This window comes from Paracoccus sp. UBA889, assembly GCA_002294185.1.
Taxonomy (GTDB): domain Bacteria; phylum Pseudomonadota; class Alphaproteobacteria; order Rhodobacterales; family Rhodobacteraceae; genus Paracoccus.
Genome location: DBFD01000042.1, coordinates 19327 through 39320, shown reverse-complemented (window position 1 = coordinate 39320; position 19994 = coordinate 19327). Strand labels below are relative to the sequence as shown.

General features: G+C 66.5%; 17 protein-coding genes. 8 read left to right on the top strand and 9 right to left on the bottom strand.

The window, feature by feature from the left end:
• Nucleotides 1–33 precede the first annotated feature (33 nt).
• Nucleotides 34–1464, bottom strand: a complete 1431-nt coding sequence (leuC, locus tag B4L36_RS07505; RefSeq protein ID WP_292954687.1) for a 3-isopropylmalate dehydratase large subunit — start codon at nt 1462–1464, stop codon at nt 34–36.
• Nucleotides 1465–1726: 262 nt separating this feature from the next.
• Between leuC and B4L36_RS07500 the strand changes: the two genes are divergently transcribed.
• The 7 genes from B4L36_RS07500 (at nt 1727) to B4L36_RS07470 (ending at nt 8909) form a co-directional block, all read left to right on the top strand.
• Nucleotides 1727–3097, top strand: coding sequence for a mechanosensitive ion channel family protein (locus B4L36_RS07500; RefSeq protein WP_292954684.1), 1371 nt, complete (start codon nt 1727–1729; stop codon nt 3095–3097).
• A gap of 76 nt (nt 3098–3173) precedes the next feature.
• On the top strand, nt 3174–3596 hold the full coding sequence (gene rsfS, locus B4L36_RS07495; protein WP_292954762.1) for a ribosome silencing factor: 423 nt from the start codon (nt 3174–3176) through the stop codon (nt 3594–3596).
• A 4-nt stretch (nt 3597–3600) separates the two neighbouring features.
• Nucleotides 3601–4068: a 23S rRNA (pseudouridine(1915)-N(3))-methyltransferase RlmH gene (rlmH, locus tag B4L36_RS07490; protein ID WP_292954681.1), complete on the top strand. Its 468-nt coding sequence runs from the start codon at nt 3601–3603 to the stop codon at nt 4066–4068.
• Between the two features lie 190 nt (nt 4069–4258).
• Nucleotides 4259–5776, top strand: a complete 1518-nt coding sequence (gene gpmI / locus B4L36_RS07485; RefSeq protein ID WP_292954678.1) for a 2,3-bisphosphoglycerate-independent phosphoglycerate mutase — start codon at nt 4259–4261, stop codon at nt 5774–5776.
• A complete protein-coding gene (locus B4L36_RS07480) occupies nt 5773–6963 on the top strand; it encodes a murein hydrolase activator EnvC family protein (protein ID WP_292954675.1) in 1191 nt (396 codons plus the stop codon). The genes gpmI and B4L36_RS07480 overlap by 4 nt, the downstream gene beginning before the upstream one ends.
• A 16-nt stretch (nt 6964–6979) precedes the next feature.
• Entirely contained in the window at nt 6980–8410 is a 1431-nt protein-coding gene (locus B4L36_RS07475) for a S41 family peptidase (RefSeq protein WP_292954672.1), read from the top strand.
• On the top strand, nt 8403–8909 hold the full coding sequence (locus B4L36_RS07470; protein WP_292954669.1) for an RNA pyrophosphohydrolase: 507 nt from the start codon (nt 8403–8405) through the stop codon (nt 8907–8909). The genes B4L36_RS07475 and B4L36_RS07470 overlap by 8 nt, the downstream gene beginning before the upstream one ends.
• An 87-nt stretch (nt 8910–8996) precedes the next feature.
• On the opposite strand, the gene B4L36_RS07465 is transcribed toward B4L36_RS07470, so the two are convergent.
• Both B4L36_RS07465 and mutL read right to left on the bottom strand, forming a co-directional pair.
• Nucleotides 8997–10262: a lytic murein transglycosylase gene (locus tag B4L36_RS07465; protein WP_292954666.1), complete on the bottom strand. Its 1266-nt coding sequence runs from the start codon at nt 10260–10262 to the stop codon at nt 8997–8999.
• Nucleotides 10263–10715: 453 nt separating this feature from the next.
• Complete coding sequence (gene mutL / locus B4L36_RS07460; RefSeq protein WP_292954663.1) at nt 10716–12536, bottom strand: DNA mismatch repair endonuclease MutL; 1821 nt, start codon at nt 12534–12536, stop codon at nt 10716–10718.
• A 125-nt stretch (nt 12537–12661) separates the two neighbouring features.
• Here mutL and B4L36_RS07455 point away from each other — a divergent pair, with 125 nt between their 5' ends.
• Nucleotides 12662–12838 carry a hypothetical protein gene (locus tag B4L36_RS07455; protein ID WP_292954660.1) on the top strand — a complete coding sequence of 59 codons (177 nt, stop codon included), beginning with the start codon at nt 12662–12664 and terminating at the stop codon, nt 12836–12838.
• A gap of 52 nt (nt 12839–12890) precedes the next feature.
• Here the strand turns inward: B4L36_RS07455 and B4L36_RS07450 are convergent, their stop codons facing one another.
• The 6 genes from B4L36_RS07450 to purH form a co-directional block, all read right to left on the bottom strand.
• Complete coding sequence (locus tag B4L36_RS07450; RefSeq protein ID WP_292954657.1) at nt 12891–14258, bottom strand: M16 family metallopeptidase; 1368 nt, start codon at nt 14256–14258, stop codon at nt 12891–12893.
• Nucleotides 14255–15688, bottom strand: coding sequence for a M16 family metallopeptidase (locus B4L36_RS07445; RefSeq protein ID WP_292954654.1), 1434 nt, complete (start codon nt 15686–15688; stop codon nt 14255–14257). The genes B4L36_RS07450 and B4L36_RS07445 overlap by 4 nt, the downstream gene beginning before the upstream one ends.
• Before the next feature lie 156 nt (nt 15689–15844).
• Nucleotides 15845–17065, bottom strand: coding sequence for a cytochrome P450 (locus tag B4L36_RS07440; protein WP_292954651.1), 1221 nt, complete (start codon nt 17063–17065; stop codon nt 15845–15847).
• A gap of 7 nt (nt 17066–17072) precedes the next feature.
• On the bottom strand, nt 17073–17519 hold the full coding sequence (locus B4L36_RS07435; protein ID WP_414692155.1) for a DUF3035 domain-containing protein: 447 nt from the start codon (nt 17517–17519) through the stop codon (nt 17073–17075).
• A 103-nt stretch (nt 17520–17622) separates the two neighbouring features.
• Nucleotides 17623–18279 (bottom strand): signal peptidase II, encoded by a 657-nt coding sequence (lspA, locus tag B4L36_RS07430; RefSeq protein WP_348670849.1) that lies wholly within the window; start codon nt 18277–18279, stop codon nt 17623–17625.
• Nucleotides 18279–19868, bottom strand: a complete 1590-nt coding sequence (gene purH / locus B4L36_RS07425) for a bifunctional phosphoribosylaminoimidazolecarboxamide formyltransferase/IMP cyclohydrolase (protein WP_292954646.1) — start codon at nt 19866–19868, stop codon at nt 18279–18281. The genes lspA and purH overlap by 1 nt, the downstream gene beginning before the upstream one ends.
• Nucleotides 19869–19994 lie beyond the last annotated feature (126 nt).

Genomic DNA, 19994 nt, shown 5'->3' with positions numbered 1-19994 from the left:
GTTCATGCCGATGATCCGGACCACGCCGCGGCCTCAGACCGGCTGGGCCGCGAAGTCCCGGACATCGACCAGATGTCCGGCAACGCCCGCCGCCGCGGCCATCGCGGGCGACATCAGGTGGGTGCGGCCCCGGTAGCCCTGCCGACCCTCGAAATTGCGGTTCGAGGTTGCGGCACAGCGTTCGCCGGGGGCCAGCTGGTCGGGGTTCATTCCCAGACACATCGAACAACCCGCAAGCCGCCATTCGAAACCGGCATCGGTAAAGATGCGATCCAGCCCCTCTTCCTCGGCCTGCGCGCGCACCAACCCCGATCCCGGAACGACCATGCCGCGCACGCCCTCGGCCAGCTTGCGCCCGCGCAGGATTTCGGCGGCGGCGCGCAGATCCTCGATCCGGCCGTTGGTGCAGGAACCGATGAACACGGCGTCGATGGCGATGTCGGTCAGCCTGGTTCCTGCCGTCAGTCCCATATAGTCCAGACTGCGGCGCGCGGCCTGAACCTTGCCGCCGCTGAAATCCTCGGGCGCGGGGACGGTGGCGTCGATGGGCAGCGCGTCCTCGGGGCTGGTGCCCCAGGTGACGGTGGGGGCGATATCCTCGCCGCGCAGGGTGAGGGTCTTGTCCCAATGCGCGCCGTCATCCGATCGAAGCGTGCGCCACCAGGCCAGCGCCGCCTCCCATTGTGCGCCCTTCGGGGCGTGGGCGCGACCCTTGACATAGGCAAAGGTGGTTTCGTCCGGAGCGATCAGTCCGGCCCTTGCGCCGCCCTCGATGGCCATGTTGCAAATCGTCATGCGGCCTTCCATCGACAGGTTGCGGATGACCTCGCCGCAATATTCGATGACATGGCCGGTGCCCCCCGCGGTGCCGGTTTCGGCGATGATCGCCAGCACCACGTCCTTGGCGGTGACACCGGGGGCGAGGCGTCCGGTGATCTCGACCTTCATGTTCTTCGACTTGGACTGGATCAGGGTCTGGGTGGCAAGCACATGTTCGACCTCGGATGTGCCGATGCCGTGGGCCAGCGCCCCGAAGGCGCCATGGGTGGCGGTGTGGCTGTCGCCGCAGACGACGGTCATGCCGGGCAGGGTCCAGCCCTGTTCGGGGCCGACGATATGGACGATTCCCTGGCGGATGTCGTTGACCGGGTAGTAGATCACGCCGAATTCGCGTGCATTCCGGTCCAGCGCGTCGACCTGGATCCGGCTCTCCTCGTTGTCGATGCCGTTTTCGCGGTCCAGCGTCGTGGGCACGTTGTGATCGGGCACGGCGATGGTGCGTCCGGGCGCGCGCACGCTGCGGCCCGTCATGCGCAGACCTTCGAAGGCCTGCGGGCTGGTCACCTCGTGGACCAGATGTCGGTCGATATACAGCAGACAGGTGCCGTCTTCCTGACGGTCGACCAGATGGGCGTCCCAGATCTTGTCATAGAGGGTGCGCGGTGCTGCGGCATGTTCGGTCATTGGCTTGGGCTTTCGGCTACGGGGCGGTTCAGGGCGCGACATGGCGTGGCTGCGGCGGGGGATCCGCCGCCGGTCACAGTCGGGCCGTCACGCAAAGCGTCTCGCCGAAAAAGCGCGAGGGCAGGCGCGCGCGGTCGTGGATGTCGAAATAGATGAACCCGGGCATGGCTGATCTTTTAGGACGCTTGCGGCGTTGACGCAATATCGCAGGCCTTGCCGGACCGTCTGTGCATCGGTCTAATCGAGCGCAGGAGGATCGCGCATGGACCAGGTCAGTCCCGACATGATCAACGCCGCGCAGGGTTTCTGGGCGAGGATCGTCCTGTTCTTCGAGATCATGCTGGTCCCGACACGGCTCTATCAGCTTGTCGCGGTGGCGGCCCTGCTGATTGTCTCGTGGCTTCTGGCCCGTGTCGCGTCGAGGTTTTTCACCGACTGGTTGCGCCACCAGGCAAACTGGCCGAAATGGCGATTGCGGCTGGGCCTTCTGATCGACCGGCGGATGACGCTGATCGTGTTCATGATCCTGGCCTGGGCCGTGGCGCTGGTGATGCGAGAGATCACCTGGCCGTCGCGCAGCCAGCTGATCGCGCTGGCCGCGACCATCGCGACGGCCTGGGTCGCGATCTTCTTTCTGGCGCGCGTGATCCGCAATCGCTTTCTGCGCCGCATCGTCAGCTGGGCCGCGTGGATCTGGGTGACGCTGTACCTGCTGGACCTGATCCAGCCGGCGGCGAATTTCCTCGACACTCTTGCTATCACCATCGGCGATCTGCGGTTGTCGGCGCTGGTGGTGCTGAAGGCGCTGGCGGTCACCGGGCTGATGATCGCCGGGGCGCGGATCCTGTCGCGCCTGATCACCGGGCGGTTGTCGCGGAACGAGGACATCTCGCCCACGATGCGGGTGCTGACAGCCAAGCTTTTGCAGGTGGTGCTGTTCAGTCTGGCCGTCATCGTCGGGCTGAAGGCGGTCGGCTTCGATCTGACCGGCCTCGCAGTCTTTTCCGGCGCGGTCGGCGTCGGCCTGGGCTTCGGTCTGCAAAAGGTCGTGTCGAACCTCGTCTCGGGTGTGATCATCCTGCTGGACAAGTCGATCAAGCCCGGCGATGTCATCAGCCTGGGCGACACCTTCGGCTGGATCGAGGAACTGGGCGCGCGCTATGTCAGCGTGGTCACGCGCGACGGCAAGGAATATCTGATCCCGAACGAGGATCTGGTGACCGGGCAGGTGGTGAACTGGTCCCACACCAACAATTTCGTGAGGCTCGACCTGAACTTCGGCACGTCCTACGGCGACGATCCCCACAAGGTCAGCGAAATCGCGATCAACGCCGCACTGACGGTCAAGCGGGTTCTGGCGCAGCGCCGTCCGGTCTGCTGGGTCACCGGGTTTGGCGACAGTTCTGTCGATTATGTGCTGCGCTTCTGGATCGGCGATGCCGAGGCGGGCCTGACCAATGTGCGCGGTCAGGTCTATCTGGCGTTGTGGGACGGATTCGTGGAAAACGGCATCTCCATCCCCTTCCCGCAGCGCGAGGTTCGCGTGCTGAACGAGGCGATCGGACTGCGCCGGGCGGGGCGGGAAGAGCCGGGACAGGGTCCGCTGGCGGCGGAATCCGGCCGCGACGATTGAGATGCGGCAAAAAGATGCTATCTTCAGACTACCTCTGCGCCGGGGGTGATCGGCGCGCTGACCGGAGGATACAACCCTGTCACAAGACGTCTCGCCGGCTGCCGGGCCGGCCGCGACCGCCGCGGATGAAGAACTGAGCAGCGATCAGCTTCTGAACCGCATCCTGTCCTCGCTGGAAGATGACAAGGCCGAGGATATCGTGACGATCGACCTGCGCGGCAGATCGGCCATCGCGGACCACATGGTCATTGCGTCGGGCCGCAGCGCGCGGCAAGTCGGCGCCATCGCCGAACATCTGGCCGAAAAGTTCAAGGCGGATACGGGGCGTTCGGCGCGGATCGAAGGCAAGGACGCGGGCGATTGGGTGCTGGTCGATACCGACGACGTGATCGTGCATGTATTCCGGCCCGAGGTCCGCGACTTCTATCAGCTGGAAAAGATGTGGATGCCCGCCGACGCGCTGAGCCGCGTCCGCCAGCCCGACCATCCCGCGCCCTGAGGCGATGCGGATCGACATTGTCGCCGTGGGACGGCTGAAGAAGGCCCCCGAGGCGGCTTTGGTCGCGGATTACCTCGATCGCTTTGCAAAAACCGGTCGCGGCCTTGGCCTTCCGGCCGTCACCATGCACGAGGTCGAGGACCGCCGCGGCGGCGGGATGGCGGCCGAGGCCCTGTTGCTGGAACGAGCCATTCCGCAGGGTGCCGCGCTGGTCGCACTGGACGAGCGTGGCGATCAGCCGACATCGCCCGATTTCGCCGCCCGGATCGCGGGATATCGCGATGGCGCACGCGATCTGTGCTTCGTGATCGGTGGCGCGGGCGGGCTGGAATCCGGTTTGCGTGGCAGGTCCGAATGGCAGATCAGCTTCGGCCGCATGGTCTGGCCGCATCTTCTGGTCCGCGTCATGCTGGCCGAACAGCTGTATCGCGCCGCGACGATCCTGGCCGGTGCTCCCTATCATCGCGCGTGAAAAGGGGGGCGGTCTGCCCCCCGTCCCGTTCCGGGACTCCCCCCGAGGGTATTTCTGCAACCGAGAAGGACAGATCTGGCTGCGCCGGTCAAATCGCCGCGTTCGGGGGCTGGGGCCTGGATCGGTGGTTGTCGCATCGCGTGTGCGGGCGTAACAACGGGCGCAAAGGCGCAAACAAGGCGAGGCGCGAATGACCAAACCCGTGATCCTGTGCATCCTCGACGGCTGGGGTATCTCGGACCGGCCGGAACAAAGCGCGCCCGACCAGGCGCGGACGCCAAATTTCGACCGCCTGATGCGGCATTGCCCGCATGCGAGGCTGACCACTTTCGGTCCTGATGTGGGGCTTCCCTCGGGTCAGATGGGCAATTCCGAGGTTGGCCATACCAATATCGGCGCCGGCCGGGTCGTGGCGATGGATCTGGGCCAGATCGACCTGGCCATCGAGGATGGCAGCTTCTTTGGCAATGAAACCCTTGGCGGTTTCGTGGCGCGACTGAAGGAGACCGGAGGCAGCGCGCATCTGATGGGCGTCGTCTCGGATGGTGGCGTACACGGGCATATCCGGCATGTCCTGGCGGCCGCCAAGGCGGTGTCGGAGGCCGGCGTGCCGGTGGTGGTTCATGCGATTACCGATGGACGTGACGTGCCGCCGCAATCGGCCAAGGGTTTTGTCACCGACCTGCAGGGCAATCTGCCCGAGGGCTGCCGCATCGGCACCGTCATCGGGCGATATTTCGCAATGGATCGCGACAAGCGCTGGGACCGGGTCGAGCGGGCCTTTCGGGCCATCGTGGCGGGCGAGGGCGAGGCTGCCGCCAGCGCCGATGCCGCCGTCGCCGCCGCCTATGGCCGCGAGGAGACCGACGAATTCATCAAGCCCTTCGTGATCGACGGCTATAACGGCGCCATGGACGGCGACGGGTTCTTCTGTCTCAATTTCCGCGCCGACCGCGCGCGCGAGATCCTGTCGGCCCTGGCCGATCCCGATTTCGCGGAATTCGATACCGGCGACAGGCCGCAATGGGCGGCGCTGCTGGGCATGGTCGATTACAGCGACCGGCACAATGACTGGATGGCATCGGCCTATCCCAAGCGGCAGGTGGTCAACACGCTGGGTGCCTGGGTCGCCGGCCGGGGGTTGCGCCAGTTCCGCCTGGCCGAGACCGAGAAATATCCCCACGTCACCTTCTTTCTCAATGGCGGCAAGGAGGCGGCCGAACCGGGCGAGGATCGCTTCATGCCGCAAAGCCCGAAGGTCGCGACCTATGATCTGGCGCCGGAAATGGCCGCCGCCGAAGTCAGCGACAAGCTGGTCGAGGCAATCGGCGCCGGCTATGACCTGATCGTGGTCAATTTCGCCAATCCCGACATGGTCGGCCATACCGGCAGCCTGCCCGCCGCCATTCGCGCCTGCGAGGCGGTGGACGAGGGTCTGGGACGGATGCTTCAGGCGCTGGATCGTGCCGGCGGCGCGGCCGTCATCATCGCCGATCACGGCAATTGCGAGACGATGATCAACCCCGAAACCGGCGGACCTCATACCGCCCATACGACCAACCCGGTGCCGGTGATCGTCTATGGCGGCCCTGACGGCGCGACGCTGCATGACGGCCGGCTGGCCGATGTCGCCCCGACCGTCTTGCGACTGATGGACCTGGACCAGCCGGCCGAAATGACCGGCCAAAGCCTGATCGAGACAGCATGATCGCGCGCCTGATCCTGATTTCCGTGCTTGGCGCGCTGCTGCCGGTGGCGCCGCTTTTCGCGCCATCGGCAATGGCAGCGAGTCCGGCCAGCGAGGCGGTCACCGATGCCAAGGACGCGGCGGCGCAGTTGCGGGCGGCCATCGGCAAGCTGGCCGAGGCGGTCAGCGCCGATGATCAGGTCACCGCGCTGACCGAGGTCATTCGCGGCTACGAGCTGGGTCTTGCCGCGCTGCGCGAGGGTCTGCGGCAGGCCAGTGCCCGCGAGGGTGAGCTGCGGGCGCGGTTCGAGGATCAGCGCGATCGTCTGGCCAGCGTTCTGGGCGCGATGACCGCATTGCAGCAATCGCCCGAAGCGACGATGCTGCTGCATCCGGCGGGCGCGCTGGCCAATGCGCGATCGGGGATGATCCTGTCGGACGTGACGCCCGGCCTGAAATCCGAGGCAGAGCGGCTGAAGGCCGATCTGGATGAAATCTCGACCGTGCGGGCGCTGCAATCGGCGGCGGCCGAGATGCTGGGATCGGGACTGGCATCGGTGCAGGAGGCGCGGCGACTGCTGGCCTCGGCCGTTACCGACCGTTCGACCATGCCGATTCGCTTTGCCGAGGCACCCGAGGAATTGCAGAAACTGCGCGATGCGGCCGAAAGTCTGGACCAGTTCGCCGCCGGGGTGGCTGGGATCGAGATGGACGTGGGCGCCCCGCGCGAGGATTTCGAGGGTGCGCAGGGCTCGCTGCCGCTGCCGGTGGTGGGCAGCGTGCTGCGCCCCTATGGCGAGGCCGACGCGGCCGGTGTCAAGCGGCCCGGCTGGGTGATCGCGACCGCGCCCGCCGCACTGGTCACGACGCCGTGGCCGGCCACGATCCGCTATCGCGGGCCGCTGCTGGATTACGGCAATGTGATGATCCTGGAGCCCGCGCGCGGCTATCTTCTGATATTTGCGGGCATGGCGCAGGTCTTCGGCGAAATCGGGGATGTGCTGAAGGCGGGCGATCCGGTCGGCCTGATGGGGGGCAAGGAGGCCCCGGAACAGGAATTCGGCGCGCAGTTCGTCGCCGATGCCGCGCGCGGCGGGGATGCAGGCCAGACAGAAAGCCTGTATCTGGAATTGCGCAAGGAACAGGAAACGCTGGACCCGGCGGATTGGTTCGTGCTGAATCCCATCGTCGAGCCGCAAGAGGATTGAGGCAGGAAAGGCCGTCATGAAACATTATCTGATTTCCGGCGTGGGCGGTGTGCTTGCCGGCGCGCTTCTGACCACGCAGATCGCCGGGCCGCTGGTCGCGCAGGAGGCGGGAAAGAACGCCTCGGTCTATGAACAGCTGGAATTGTTCGGCAACGTGTTCGAACGGGTCCGCGCCGATTATGTCGAGGCGCCCGATGACAAGAAGCTGATCGAGGCCGCGATCAACGGGATGCTGACATCGCTGGATCCGCATTCCAGCTTTCTCGCGGCCAACGATTACGAAGACATGCAGACCCAGACGCGGGGCAGCTTTGGCGGCCTTGGCATCGAGGTCAGCCAGGAGGACGGTCTGGTCAAGGTCGTCTCGCCCATCGACGATACGCCGGCGGCGAAAGCGGGCGTCAAGACCGGCGATTTCATCACCCATGTGAACGGCGAATCGCTGATGGGGCTGACGCTGGACGAGGCGGTGGACATGATGCGTGGCCCGGTCGGCAGCGATATCACCGTCACCATCCTGCGCGAGGGCGAAAAGGAACCCTTCGATCTGACCATGACCCGCGACACGATCAAGCTGACCGTGGTGAAAAGCCGCGTCGAGGGGCATGCGGTCATCCTGCGCGTCTCGACCTTCAATGATGAAACCTACGATACGCTGAAAACCGAACTGGACAAGGCGGTCAAGGAGGTCGGCGGCATCGACAAGGTGACGGGCTTCGTTCTGGATCTGCGCAACAATCCGGGCGGTTTGCTGAACCAGGCGATCAGCGTCAGCGACGCCTTCCTCGATGCCGGCGAAATCGTCAGCACCCGCGGCCGCAAGGTCGAGGACAGCGAACGCTGGAACGCGGAACCCGGCGATCTGGCCCAGGGCAGGCCGATGGTGGTGCTGACCAATGGCGGTTCCGCCAGCGCCTCCGAGATCGTGGCCGGTGCCCTGCAGGACCACCGCCGCGCCATCGTCGTGGGCGAGAAGACATTCGGCAAGGGCAGCGTTCAGACGGTCATGCCGGTCACGTCGGACAGCGCGATCCGGCTGACCACGGCGCGCTATTACACGCCGTCGGGGCGCTCGATCCAGTCGCTGGGCATCCAGCCCGACATTCTGGTTTCGCAGCCCAAGCCGGTGCCGGTCGACGAGCAGGACAAGGAAGGCCCGCGCAGCCAGTCTAGCTTCGGCCGTTCCGAGGCCGATCTGCGCGGCGCGCTGAACAACGATTCGATCAGCGAAGAGGAAAAGAAGCAGATGGAGGACGAGGCCGCCGAGGTCGAAGCCACCGCCAAGCTGCGCGACGAGGATTATCAGCTGGCCTATGCCGTGGATATTCTCAAGGGTCTGGCCGCCGTCGATTTCGAGGCCGACCGGGTGCCCCCGGAAGCCAAGCCCGCAGTCACCGGCGAGGGATCGGGCACCGGAAAGGAAGGCGCGGCCAAGGACAATGGTTGATGGCGCCTATCCATCGGGGCCGGGGGGCTTGCCCTACCGGCCCTGCGCGGGCGTCGTGCTGATCAACGCGGCCGGGATGGTCTTTGCCGGTCAGCGGCTGGACCATCCGACCGATCAGCCGCCCGCTTGGCAGATGCCGCAGGGCGGGATCGACCCGGGCGAAACCGCGCGCGAGGCGGCGCTGCGTGAACTGGCCGAGGAAACCGGCATTCCCGCCAGCAAGGTCGAGATCCTCGACGAGACGCCGGATTGGGTTTTCTATGACCTGCCGCCGGAATTGCTGGGCAAGGTCTGGAAGGGCCGCTATGGCGGGCAGCGCCAGAAATGGGTTTTGATGCGCTTTCTGGGTCAGGACAGCGACATCTGCATCGAGACGGAGCACCCCGAATTCGACCGCTGGGACTGGATGCGCGCCGACGATCTTCTGGCCCGGATCGTGCCGTTCAAACGAAATGTCTACGCGACGGTTCTGCGCATTTTTTGCGACCGGCTCGCCTGAACCTGTCGTTCTGGCCGCAGGCTGCCCGCGCCGCGCGGCCCTTGGCGGGCGGGCGGCGCGGGCAGCCGATCGGATCGGCCGCCCGGCCTAACGGCCGCGCAACTGATCCAGCAGGATCGAGGTCGGGTAGCCGTCCGGCGTCACGCCCCTGGCGCGCTGATAGGCGGCCACCGCCGTCATCGTGCCCGAACCGAACAGCCCGTCGATCTCGCCGTCATAATAGCCCTGGGCGCGCAGGCGCTGCTGGATTTCCTTCCGCTCGGCCGTGGACAAGGGCCGGTCGTTGCGTGGCCAGCCGCCCTGGATGCCCGACCGCCCGGCGATCCGTTCGCCCAGGAAGGACACGCCAAGCGCATAATTGTCGGAATTGTTGTAGCGCAGGATCGACCGGAAATTGTCGAGGATCAGGAAGGCCGGTCCGCGCGCGCCCGCCGGCATGATGATCGAGCCGTTGCCCGATGGCAGGCTGCCGCCGCCGAAGCGGGTCACGCCCTGCGCGGCCCATGTGCCGCTGGATTTGCGGGTGCTCTTGCCGATCTGGCCCATGTTGAAATTCGCGGGCAGCCTGACCTCGGCCCCCCATGCCTCGCCCCGGCGCCAGCCGCTCCGAGCCAGATAGGCCGCGGTCGAGGCCAGCGCGTCGGTCGGATCGTCGGACCAGATGTCGCGGCGGCCGTCACCGGTGAAATCGACGGCATATTCAAGATAGGATGTCGGCATGAACTGGGTATGGCCCATCGCGCCGGCCCAGCTGCCCAGCATGTTTTCGGGATCGACATCGCCCGCCTGCAGGATCTTCAGCGAGGCGATCAGCTGTTTCTGGAACATCTCGCCCCGGCGGCCGTCATAGGCCAGCGTCGCGAGCGAGGGGATGATCTGCATCTTGCCGCGATTGGCGCCGAAATTCGATTCCATCCCCCAGACGGCCAACACGATTTCGCGCGGCACGCCATAGCGCGCCTCGATCGCCGACAGGGTGCTGTTGAACCGCGCCGCCTTCTCGCGCCCGGTATCGATGCGGGAATCAGAGACGGCACTGTCCAGATACAGCCAGACGGGGCGCGAGAATTCGGCCTGTTTGCGGTCCAGCCGGATCACGTCCGGGTTGTAGCGCGCGATCCTCATGGCGCGGTCATAAGTCGCCGCCGAAACGCCCGAAGACAGCGCGCGCGAGCGGAAGGACTGAACGAAATTCTTCAACCCGGCCTCGTCCCCGGCCGACGCGGCGGGGATCGGCGCCGGCTCGGGCGCGGCATAGGAACCGCCGCCGCCGGGCGCGCGGTTCATCGGTCCTGCGCAAGAGGCCAGCGCCCCGACAAGGGCGGTGGACATCAGGATTCGGAACATGGTCATGAGGATCGCCTGTTTGTTACTGCTTCGTGCTTGTTTGTGAGCAGTCTAGCGAATGCGATTCGGCTTGGATAGGGTCGGGAGGCGACCCGGCATCCGTTTGCCGGCGTCAGGCAGGCAGTCTGACGCGGATGTTATCGGCGCACCGGAAAGACGGGATCGGCGCCGGATGGCCCACGGCGGCGACGCAGGTCGGGTCGATGATCTGGCAGCGATGCAGGACAACGAAATCGCGGTCATGACCGCCGTCTGGCGCCCGAAACCGGCTGACGCCGGGGCGGTGATCCCAGACGCAGGCCCGGCATGTCATTTCGGAAAAGGTTTCCAGAAGCGTGCCGGCGGTCAGACGGGCCTGTCATATTCGCGGGCGCGGATGATGACATGGGCGGCCTTGTCGGGGCTGATCTGAAGCATGGGTTCCTCCGGCCCGCCCTTATTGTCGCGGGCCGGGCAGGGTCACTCCTTGCGTCCGAAAAGACGTTCGATATCGGCAAGGCGCAGCTTGACCCAGGTCGGCCGGCCGTGATTGCATTGTCCCGATCTGGGGACGCGCTCCATCTCGCGCAGCAGGGCGTTCATCTCGTCCGCGCCCATGCGTCGGCCCGCGCGGACCGAGCCATGGCAGGCCATGGACGACAGAACCGCGTCGATCCGCCCGCGCAGACGGTCGGATGCACCCTGATCGGCCAGATCGTCAAGGATGTCGCGGATCAGCGCCGGAACGTTCAGGCGGGTCAGCATCGCCGGCGATTCGCGCACCGCGATGGCGCTGCCGCCGAACGGCTCGATCACCAGCCCCAGGCAGGCAAGGTCGTCGGCAACGCCCAGAATCCGGTTGCAATCGGCCTCGGACAATTCGACGATTTCGGGGATCAGCAACGCCTGCGAGGCGATGCCGCTTGCGCCGGCCTGCGCCTTCAGTCGTTCATAGACCAGCCGTTCGTGGGCCGCGTGCTGATCGACGATGACAAGGCCGTCAGCGGTCTGCGCAAGGATCCAGTTCTCGTGAATCTGTGCCCGTGCGGCGCCCAGCGGGGCATCCTGCGGCCCGTCGTCCGGCACTCCTTCGAAGCGCGCCGACGGTGCTTCGGCAAAGCCCGGATCGGCGATCGGGGCCTGCATGTCCAGCGCCCCGCGCATGGCGCCTGCCGAGGGGCGGCGGTCGTGCATCTGATAGCGGCGCGCCTGTGCCGCCGCCGGCTCTGGCCGGAAGGCCGCCAGCGTCGCATCACCAAGGGTCGATGAGGCGCGATGGCCTGCGCTGGCCAACCCGTGCCGCAATGCGCTGACGATCAGGCCGCGCGCGGCCTGCGGGTCAAGGAACCGGACCTCGGCCTTGGCAGGATGGACGTTCACGTCCACGAGATGCGGATCGCAGGTCAGATACAGCACCGCCGCCGGGTGGCGCCCCGCAGCCAGCACATCCATGTAGCCCGCCCGCAGCGCGCCGGTCAGCAGCTTGTCGCGGACCGGGCGGCCGTTCACATAAAGATGCTGCGCCACCGCCGCGCCGCGCGAATAGGTCGGCAAGGCGGCAAAGCCGGTCAGGGTCAGGTCGTCGCGAATGGCGTCGATGGTGACCGTATTGTCGATGAAATCGCGGCCCATCACCCGCGTCAGGCGCAGTTTCAGGGCGTCGAAAAGCTCGCCCTGTTCGGCATCGGCGCGGAAGATCTCGCGCCCTTCCGCCGATAGCGAAAACCCGATCCAGGGTTCGGCCATGGCAAGGCGGCGGATCGTGTCGGCCACGGCCTGCGTCTCGGCGCGGTCGCTGCGCATGAATTTCAGCCTGGCGGGGGTGGCAAAGAACAGATCGCGCAACTCCACGACGCAGCCCCGATTGGCTGCCGCGGGACGGACCGGGCCGGCGGCCCCGCCCGCGACGGCGATCGCCACGCCCTCACAGCCTTGCGCGCGTGAGGTGATCGTCAGCCGCCCGACGGCGCCCAGCGACGGCAGCGCCTCGCCGCGAAAGCCGAAGCTGCGAATCGCCAGCAGGTCACTGCCATCGATCTTGCTGGTGGCGTGGCGCGACAGGGCCAACGGCAGGTCGTCGGCGGTCATCCCGCAGCCGTCATCGGTGACGCGGATCAGCCGCTTGCCTCCGTTCTCGATGGCGATGTCGATGCGCGTCGCGCCGGCATCCAGCGCGTTTTCCACCAGTTCCTTCACCGCCGAAGCCGGACGCTCGACCACTTCGCCTGCTGCGATGCGGTTGGACGTGGCCTCATCCAATTGGCGGATGACAGGGCGGATATTGGGTGCGTGACTGTTCATGTCACCAGATATAGCACCGGGCCGCGGGGTCAGAAAGAATTTCCTGCCTGATGGGTGACGGAACGGAAACCGGGGCGCGGGTTTGGCGGTTGAGGCAACACAGCTTTTCAAAAAAGGACGAAACAATGCGTAAGGTAAGTGTGGCAATGACATTGGGCCTGACGCTGCTGGTAGCGGCCTGCGGCCCGAATACCGCAACCCGCGCGACGACCGGCGCGGCAACGGGCGCCGTCGTCGGCGGGCCGGTCGGCGCCGTGGCGGGCGCGGCGCTTGGCGGCAGCGGCGCAGTCCAGGTCAAGTGATCCGGCCGAACTGTGGGTGAACATGGCCGGGATCGCTCCCGGCCAAGTTCCCTCAATTGACTGCGTTCTCCGTCTCGGCCGCCTGCCCGGCGGGCGGCGACCCGGTCCCGGCTTTCGCGGTTTCGACCCCCTCCGGACGGCCGACCAGGACAAAGCGCAACTGGTCCGGGTTCAGCAGACGCGCAGCGACGCGCTGGACATCCTCGGCGGTGACGGCCTCGACCTTCTGGTTGCGGGTGTTCACGTAGTCGATGGGAAAGCCCACAAGCTGCATCCCGGCCAGGATCCCCGCGATCTTGCCATTGCCGTCGAAACGCAGCGGATATTCCCCGGTCAGATAGGTCTTCGCATCCCGCAATTCCTGCTGGCTGACGCCATCCTTGGCCATCTTTTCCCATTCCTTGCGGATCAGATCCAGAGCCTGGCCGATCGAGGCGTTCGAACCCTGCATCCCGCCAAGCCAGCGTTGACCATAAAGTCCGGTCGCGAGCCCCGTATAGATGCCATAGGTCAAGCCCCGCTTTTCGCGAAGTTCTTCCATCAGACGAGAACCGAAGCCGCCGCCGCCAAGAATGTGGTTGGCGACATAGGCGGCGAAGTAGTCCGGGTCGTCGATGGGCAGGCCCGGCCCATAGAAGCTGACCACGGTCTGCGGGCTGTCCCAGTCGATCACGGTCACGTCGTTGCCGAGGTTCAATTGCGCGGGTTCGGGCAGGGGGGCGGTGCCTTTTTCCGGAAGACCGCCCAGGATCCGGTCCAGCAGCGGTCCCAGTTCCTCGGGCGTGATATCGCCCGAGACGCCAACCACCACCCGGTCCCGCGCCAGAACGCGGTTCTTCGCGGCGACCAGATCCTGCCGCGTCAGCCGCGCCACGGATTCAGCCGTGCCATTGGCCGAACTGCCATAGGGGTGATCGCCAAAGGCCAGTTGCGCCAGTTTCTCGCTGGCAATGGATTGCGGATCGTTTGCGTTCGCGCGGATGATCGCCTGAACCTGACCCTTCACCCGGTCGATCGCATCCTGATCGAAACGCGGTTGGGTCAGCGCCTTGGCCAGCAGATCCGCGGTCGCTTCGCGATTCTCGGTCAGGGTGCGCATGTCGATGCTCAGCGCGTCCTGACTGCTGTCGAAAGAGATGTCGGCCCCCAGATCCTCGACCGCCCGTGCAAAGGCGGTCGAATCCAGCTTGCCCGCGCCTTCCTCCAGCGTGGCGGTCATCAGGTTGATCGCACCACGCTTGCCCGGCGCATCGAGACTGGTGCCACCCCTGAAGTCGAATTCCAGCGCGACGAAGGGGATCGAGCGATCCTCGACCAGCCACGCCTCGATGCCGCCGGGCGACGTGACCTTCTGGATCTCGATGGCCCAGGCCGGCAGCGCGATCAGGGTGGCGACGAGGGCGATGACGGCGCGGATCATCCTTCGATCTCCTTTTGCGTTTCGGCAGTGGCGGCGGCGGGCGGCGCGGCCGCGTCGCCTGGAACGGCTGCGGCGCTGGAATTGGCTGCCGTCTCGGCCGGCGGTGCGGGCAGCAGCCAGCCGGTGACGCGGGCGTCGCTGGTCAGCACCTCCTGCGCGGCCGCCATCACGTCCTGGGCGGTAACCGCCGAGAGGATGTCGGGCCAGTCGTTGACATCCTCGATGCTCAGCCCGGTGGCCAGACCCTGCCCGTAATCATAGGCCCGGCCCTGGGCGGAATCGCGGGCATAGATGCGGGCGGCGCGGATGCTGGTCTTGACCCGTTCCAGATCGGCCTTGTCCGGACCGGTCTTGAGGAAATCGGCCAGCACCTTGTCCAGTGCGGCCTCGGCCTTGTCGCGGGACAATCCTTGCGCGGGCATCATCGAGATGGTGAAATTGGTCGGATCGACCGCCAGTCCGTCATAGCTGGCCCCGGCCCAGATCGCCTTGCCCTTCAGCGCCAATTCGCGCCCCAGAACCGAGGTCTGCATCGATCCGCCCAGCAATTCGGCCAGCACCGTCAGCGCGGCAGCCCTGGCCTGGTCGCCCGGATTCCGCTCGGGCGCCAGGATCATGCGGGTCATGACCGGCTGGGGAACGCGGGGATCGACCATCTCCATCCTGCGCGGGCTGCGCTGCGTGGGTTCCTGCGGGCGGATACGGGGTGCGGCCTCTGCCTTGGCCGGAATGGGGCCGTAATATTTTTCCGCCAGCTCGCGGGCCTTTTCCGGGGTGACGTCACCGGCAAGGATCAGCACCGCCTCGCTTGGGGAATAATTGTCGTCATACCACTTGATTGCATCCTTGCGCGTCAGGTCCATCATCTCCTGCCGCCAGCCGATGACCGGGCGGCCGTAGGGATGATTGTAATACAGCGTCGCGCTCTGTTCCTCGCCGAACAGGGCGCGCGGATCGCTGTCGGTCCGCTGGGCGCGTTCCTCCAGCACGACCTGGCGTTCGGCTTGCCAATCGTCCTCGCCGATCTTCAGGTTCGCCATGCGGTCTGCCTCCATCCTCATGATCAGGGGCAGGCGATCGCTGGCGATGCGCTGGAAATAAGTGGTGTAGTCGTAAGAGGTGAAGGCGTTGTCCATGCCGCCATTGGCGGTCACGGTTCGGGACAATTCGCCGGGGCCCAACGTGTCGGTCCCCTTGAACATCAGATGTTCCAGATAATGCGCGATGCCGGATTTTCCGGGCGCTTCGTCCGCAGCGCCGATCTTGTACCAGACCATCTGGACCACGACCGGGGCGCGGTGATCCTCGATCACGACGGTCTCAAGCCCGTTGGGCAGGGTGAAGCTGCTGACGCCTTCCGGCATATCGGCCAGCGCCGGCAGCGCGGACAGCGACAAGGCAAGGGCTGCGGGCAAAGGGGCGCGGCGCATCGGGTCGGAACCTCCTCGTGTGGTGGCGGAAATCTGCCGCCCGCGCAGGCGGGGCGCAACCCGTCTCGCGGCATTGTGTGCGGCGCGACGCAGCGCGCTGTGGCCGATCGCGCCCACGCCGGCGAACGGCGCGGCGCCAGCCTGTGTTTCCGACCTCTACCCTGACAGCGCGACCGGCAGGCTCGTCGGGCCGTGGGCTTGCAGGCCGGTCTTCCATGTCGCCTCGCCTGCGGCCTCGATCCGCGTCGTCCGCGCCAGCAAGGCGTCAAACAGAACTTCCATGTTCAGCCGCGCCAGATTGTTGCCCAGGCAGACATGCGGACCGGCGCCGAAGGCCAGATGCAGGTTCGGCCTGCGGGTCACGTCGAACCGGTCCGGTCCCTCGAACGCCGCGGGATCGCGGTTGGCGCTGGCATAGAGCAGGCCGAACTTCGTGCCCCTCGGCCAATCTCGCCCGCAGATCGTCAGATCGACCGAGGCATAGCGGTGAAAGAAGGGCAGCGGCGCGGCATGGCGAAACATCTCTTGCACCGCCTGCGGCATCAGCGCGCGATCGGCGCGCAGCAGCGCCATCTGGTCGGGATGGGCCAGCAGCGCGGCCATGCCGTTGCCCATCGCGTCCACGGTCGAGCCATGGCCCGCGTGCAGAAGCTGCATCAGGGTCGAGATCACCTCGTCACCACTCATCTGCCCGCGGGCCTCGGCAAGGGTCAGGGCGCTGGTCAGATCGTCGCGCGGCCGGATCCGGCGCTGCGCGCACAGATCCCGCAACAGGTCGTGAAACAGCCGTGTCGCCTGCTCGGCCCGCGCCTTGCGCGCGGGGGTGCGGTTGCTGACGTCGAAATAGGTCACGACAGCCTCGGACCATTCCGTCATCTGCCGCGCCATCGCCGGGTCGGTGCCGATCAGGTGCCCGATCACCTGGCCTGGCAGGTCATGGGCCAGATCGGTCACGAAGTCGATCCGTTCGCGGGACAGCAGCGCGTCCAGCCGCGCGCCCAGATGGTCCGCAACCCAATCGCGCAGGCTTTCCAGCCGGGTCTTTGTGAAGAAGGGAAAGACCGCACGGCGCAGCCGGTCATGGTCGGCGCCGTCCAGCTCCAGCATCGAGGTCTGCACGAAGCGTTCATGAAACGGCATGTCGTGGAAATTCTCGGCCCGTCGCAGGCGGTCTCTGTCGCCGGGCGCGGCAAAGGCGGCGGCGCCCCGCACCATCCGCCGGTCCGAGGCGATGGCGCTTACATCGTGAAACCGCGCCGCGACATGGCCCTCGAATCCCGCCAGCCAGGGCAATTCGGGCAGCGCCCGGATCGCGGCATAGACCGGCCAGGGATCGCGGCCGAAATCCGGCGAGGCCGGATCGAAGCCCGGAACCATGGCGCGCCTACTTGGCCGCCGGGGCCGGCGAGGTCGAGGTCCGCGCGCCGGCGCGCTGCCAGCGGATCTGTTCCGCAGTGGCATCCAGCGCCATGCTGCGATAGGCGCGCTGATAGACCGAGGTGCCGAACAGGGCCTCCAGCGGGCGGCGGGCATTGCGCGACCGCCAGCGAAGATCCGCCTGCGCCAGTTCCGGGCGTATGTCGGGATTCGTGCCGGCCCGCCCGGCATAGGCCACCAGCGCCTGATCCGAAGCGGCGATGCCGCGGTCGTCCAGCCGCGCAGGATTGCCTCCAAGCGCGGCCACCGCATCGGCCTGCGGCGTCGGATCGGTGATGTTGGGCCCGCCCGGAGTCGGCGCCGGCAGAACGGCCAGATCAGGCGGCATCGACAGGGGTTTCGACGGCAGCACGGCAAATTCGTCGGGGCTGCTCTGACCTGCGCGAATGTTCATCAGACGCGGGTCGCCGCTGCACGCCGAAAGCCCGGCCAAGGCCGTAAATCCGATGATCAGCGCAAAAGCCCGCATATCCTGCCCCTTCGTCGTTTGGCTTCTTCTATCGCGAATTCTCGGCCCCGTCACGCGGCTTGTCGCCCCGCGCCCCGGGCCGCTTCGCGGCGGCGGACTTGCGCGCCTTGGTCCCGGTCGAGCCCTTTTTTTCCTGCGGCAGCAGAACCAGCACGATGGCGCCGGCGAAGATGCTGATATCGGCGATGTTGAAGCTGAACGGGTTGTCCCAGCCCGGCAGCGACATGTTGAGGAAATCGGCCACAGCGCCATAGCGCAGTCGGTCGATCACGTTGCCAATGGCTCCGCCGATCAGCAGACCGCCCGAGATCCGGGCCAGAAGCCCGGCATTGCTGCGCCGAAGCCAGATCCAGACCCAGATGCAGATCGCCACCGCGATTCCGATCAGAAGCCACCGCGTCAGGTCCCGGTCCGACGCCATCAGCCCGAAATTCATCCCCTGATTCCAAGCCATCCGCAAGTTCAGCCAGGGCGGCGCCACGTCGATCCGGCGCAGAAGGTCGAGGTTCAGCAGCTGCAGGACCCAGTATTTCAGCGCCTGGTCCAGCACGATGATCACGGTCGCAAGCCGGCCGGTCAGCCGCATGTCCGCCCGCGGCGGCGGTTTCGGTTTGCGCGGCCGGCGCGGTTTTCGGGCGGGTTTGGCGGGCGGTCTTTCCGCCTCGAAGGGCAGTTCGTTTTGCATCAGTGCCGGAAATGCCGTTGGCCGGTGAAAACCATGGCAAGCCCCAATTCATTCGCCGCCGCGATCACCTCGTCGTCGCGGACCGAGCCGCCGGGCTGGATCACCGCGCGGGCGCCCGCTTCTGCCAGGGCCTCGATCCCGTCGGCAAAGGGGAAGAACGCGTCAGAGGCCACGGCCGCGCCGACGGTCAGCGGCAGCGGCAGGCCAAGCACCTGGGCCATGTCCTCGGACTTGCGGCGGCCGATCCGGGTGCTGTCCACGCGGCTCATCTGGCCTGCGCCGATGCCGACGGTCGCCTGGTCCTTGGCATAGACGATGGCGTTCGACTTGACGTGCTTGGCGACATTCCAGGCGAACAGCAGATCGGCCATCTCGGCCTCGGACGGCTGGCGGTCGGTCACGATCTTCAGCGCGTCGCGCCCGACATGGCCGTTGTCGCGCCCTTGCACCAGAAACCCGCCTGCGACCTGGCGATAGGTCATGCCGCCTTCGCCCGGGTCGGGCAGGCCGCCGGTGGTCAGCAGGCGCAGGTTCTTCTTGCCGGCAAAGACGCGCCTGGCATCCTCGTCGGCATCCGGCGCGATGACGACCTCGGTGAAGATCTTCACGATCTCCTCGGCGGTGGCCCCGTCCAGCGGGCGGTTCAGCGCCACGATGCCGCCAAAGGCCGAGGTCCGGTCGCAATCGAAGGCCCGGCGATAGGCGTCGATCGCGGTTCCGCCGCGCGCCACGCCGCAGGGATTGGCGTGCTTGACGATGGCGCAGGCGGGACCGTCGCCAGGGTCGAATTCGGCGACCAGCTCGAACGCGGCATCGGTGTCGTTGATGTTGTTGTAGGACAATTCCTTGCCCTGCCATTGCTTCGCGGTGGCGACACCGGGCCGCGCCTCTCCGGTCACATAGAACGCAGCCGATTGATGCGGGTTCTCGCCATAGCGCAATCCCTGCGCCAGCGTGCCCGCGAAGGCGCGGCGGCGCGGCGTGTCCTCGCCGATGGCCTTTGCCATCCAGGTGCTGACGGCGGCATCGTAGGCGGCGGTGCGGGCATAGGCGATCTGGGCCTGACGCTGGCGGAAAGCACAGGTGGTATGGTCGTCATTGGCGTCCAGTTCCGCCAGCAATGCGTCGTAATCCTGCACATCCACGATGACGCTGACAAAGCCGTGATTCTTGGCCGCCGCCCGGATCATCGCCGGCCCGCCGATATCGATGTTTTCGATGCAATCGTTGTAATCCGCGCCCTTGGCGACCGTTTCCTCGAACGGATAGAGGTTGACGACCAGCAGGTCGATCGGCTCGATCCCGTGCGCCTGCATCGCGGCCTGATGCTCCTCGTTGTCGCGCAGCGCCAGCAAGCCGCCGTGAACGGCCGGGTGCAGGGTCTTCACGCGACCGTCCATCATCTCGGGAAAACCCGTCACATCGGCCACATCGACGACGCCCAGCCCGGCCTCGCGCATGGCCTTGGCACTGCCGCCGGTGGACAGGATCTCGACCCCGCGCGCCTCCAGCTTGCGGGCGAAATCGATCAGTCCGGTCTTGTCCGAGACCGAGATCAGTGCGCGTTTCAGGGCGATGGGACGGGACATGGCGGACCTTGCATCTGGATCGTGTCGCCCACCTAGCGCCAAGGCGCAGGAAGGTCCAGCGCCACGGACGGCCTTCGCCCTCTTGGAAAATACCTTGCAGGGGGTCCGGGGGACGCAAAGTCCCCC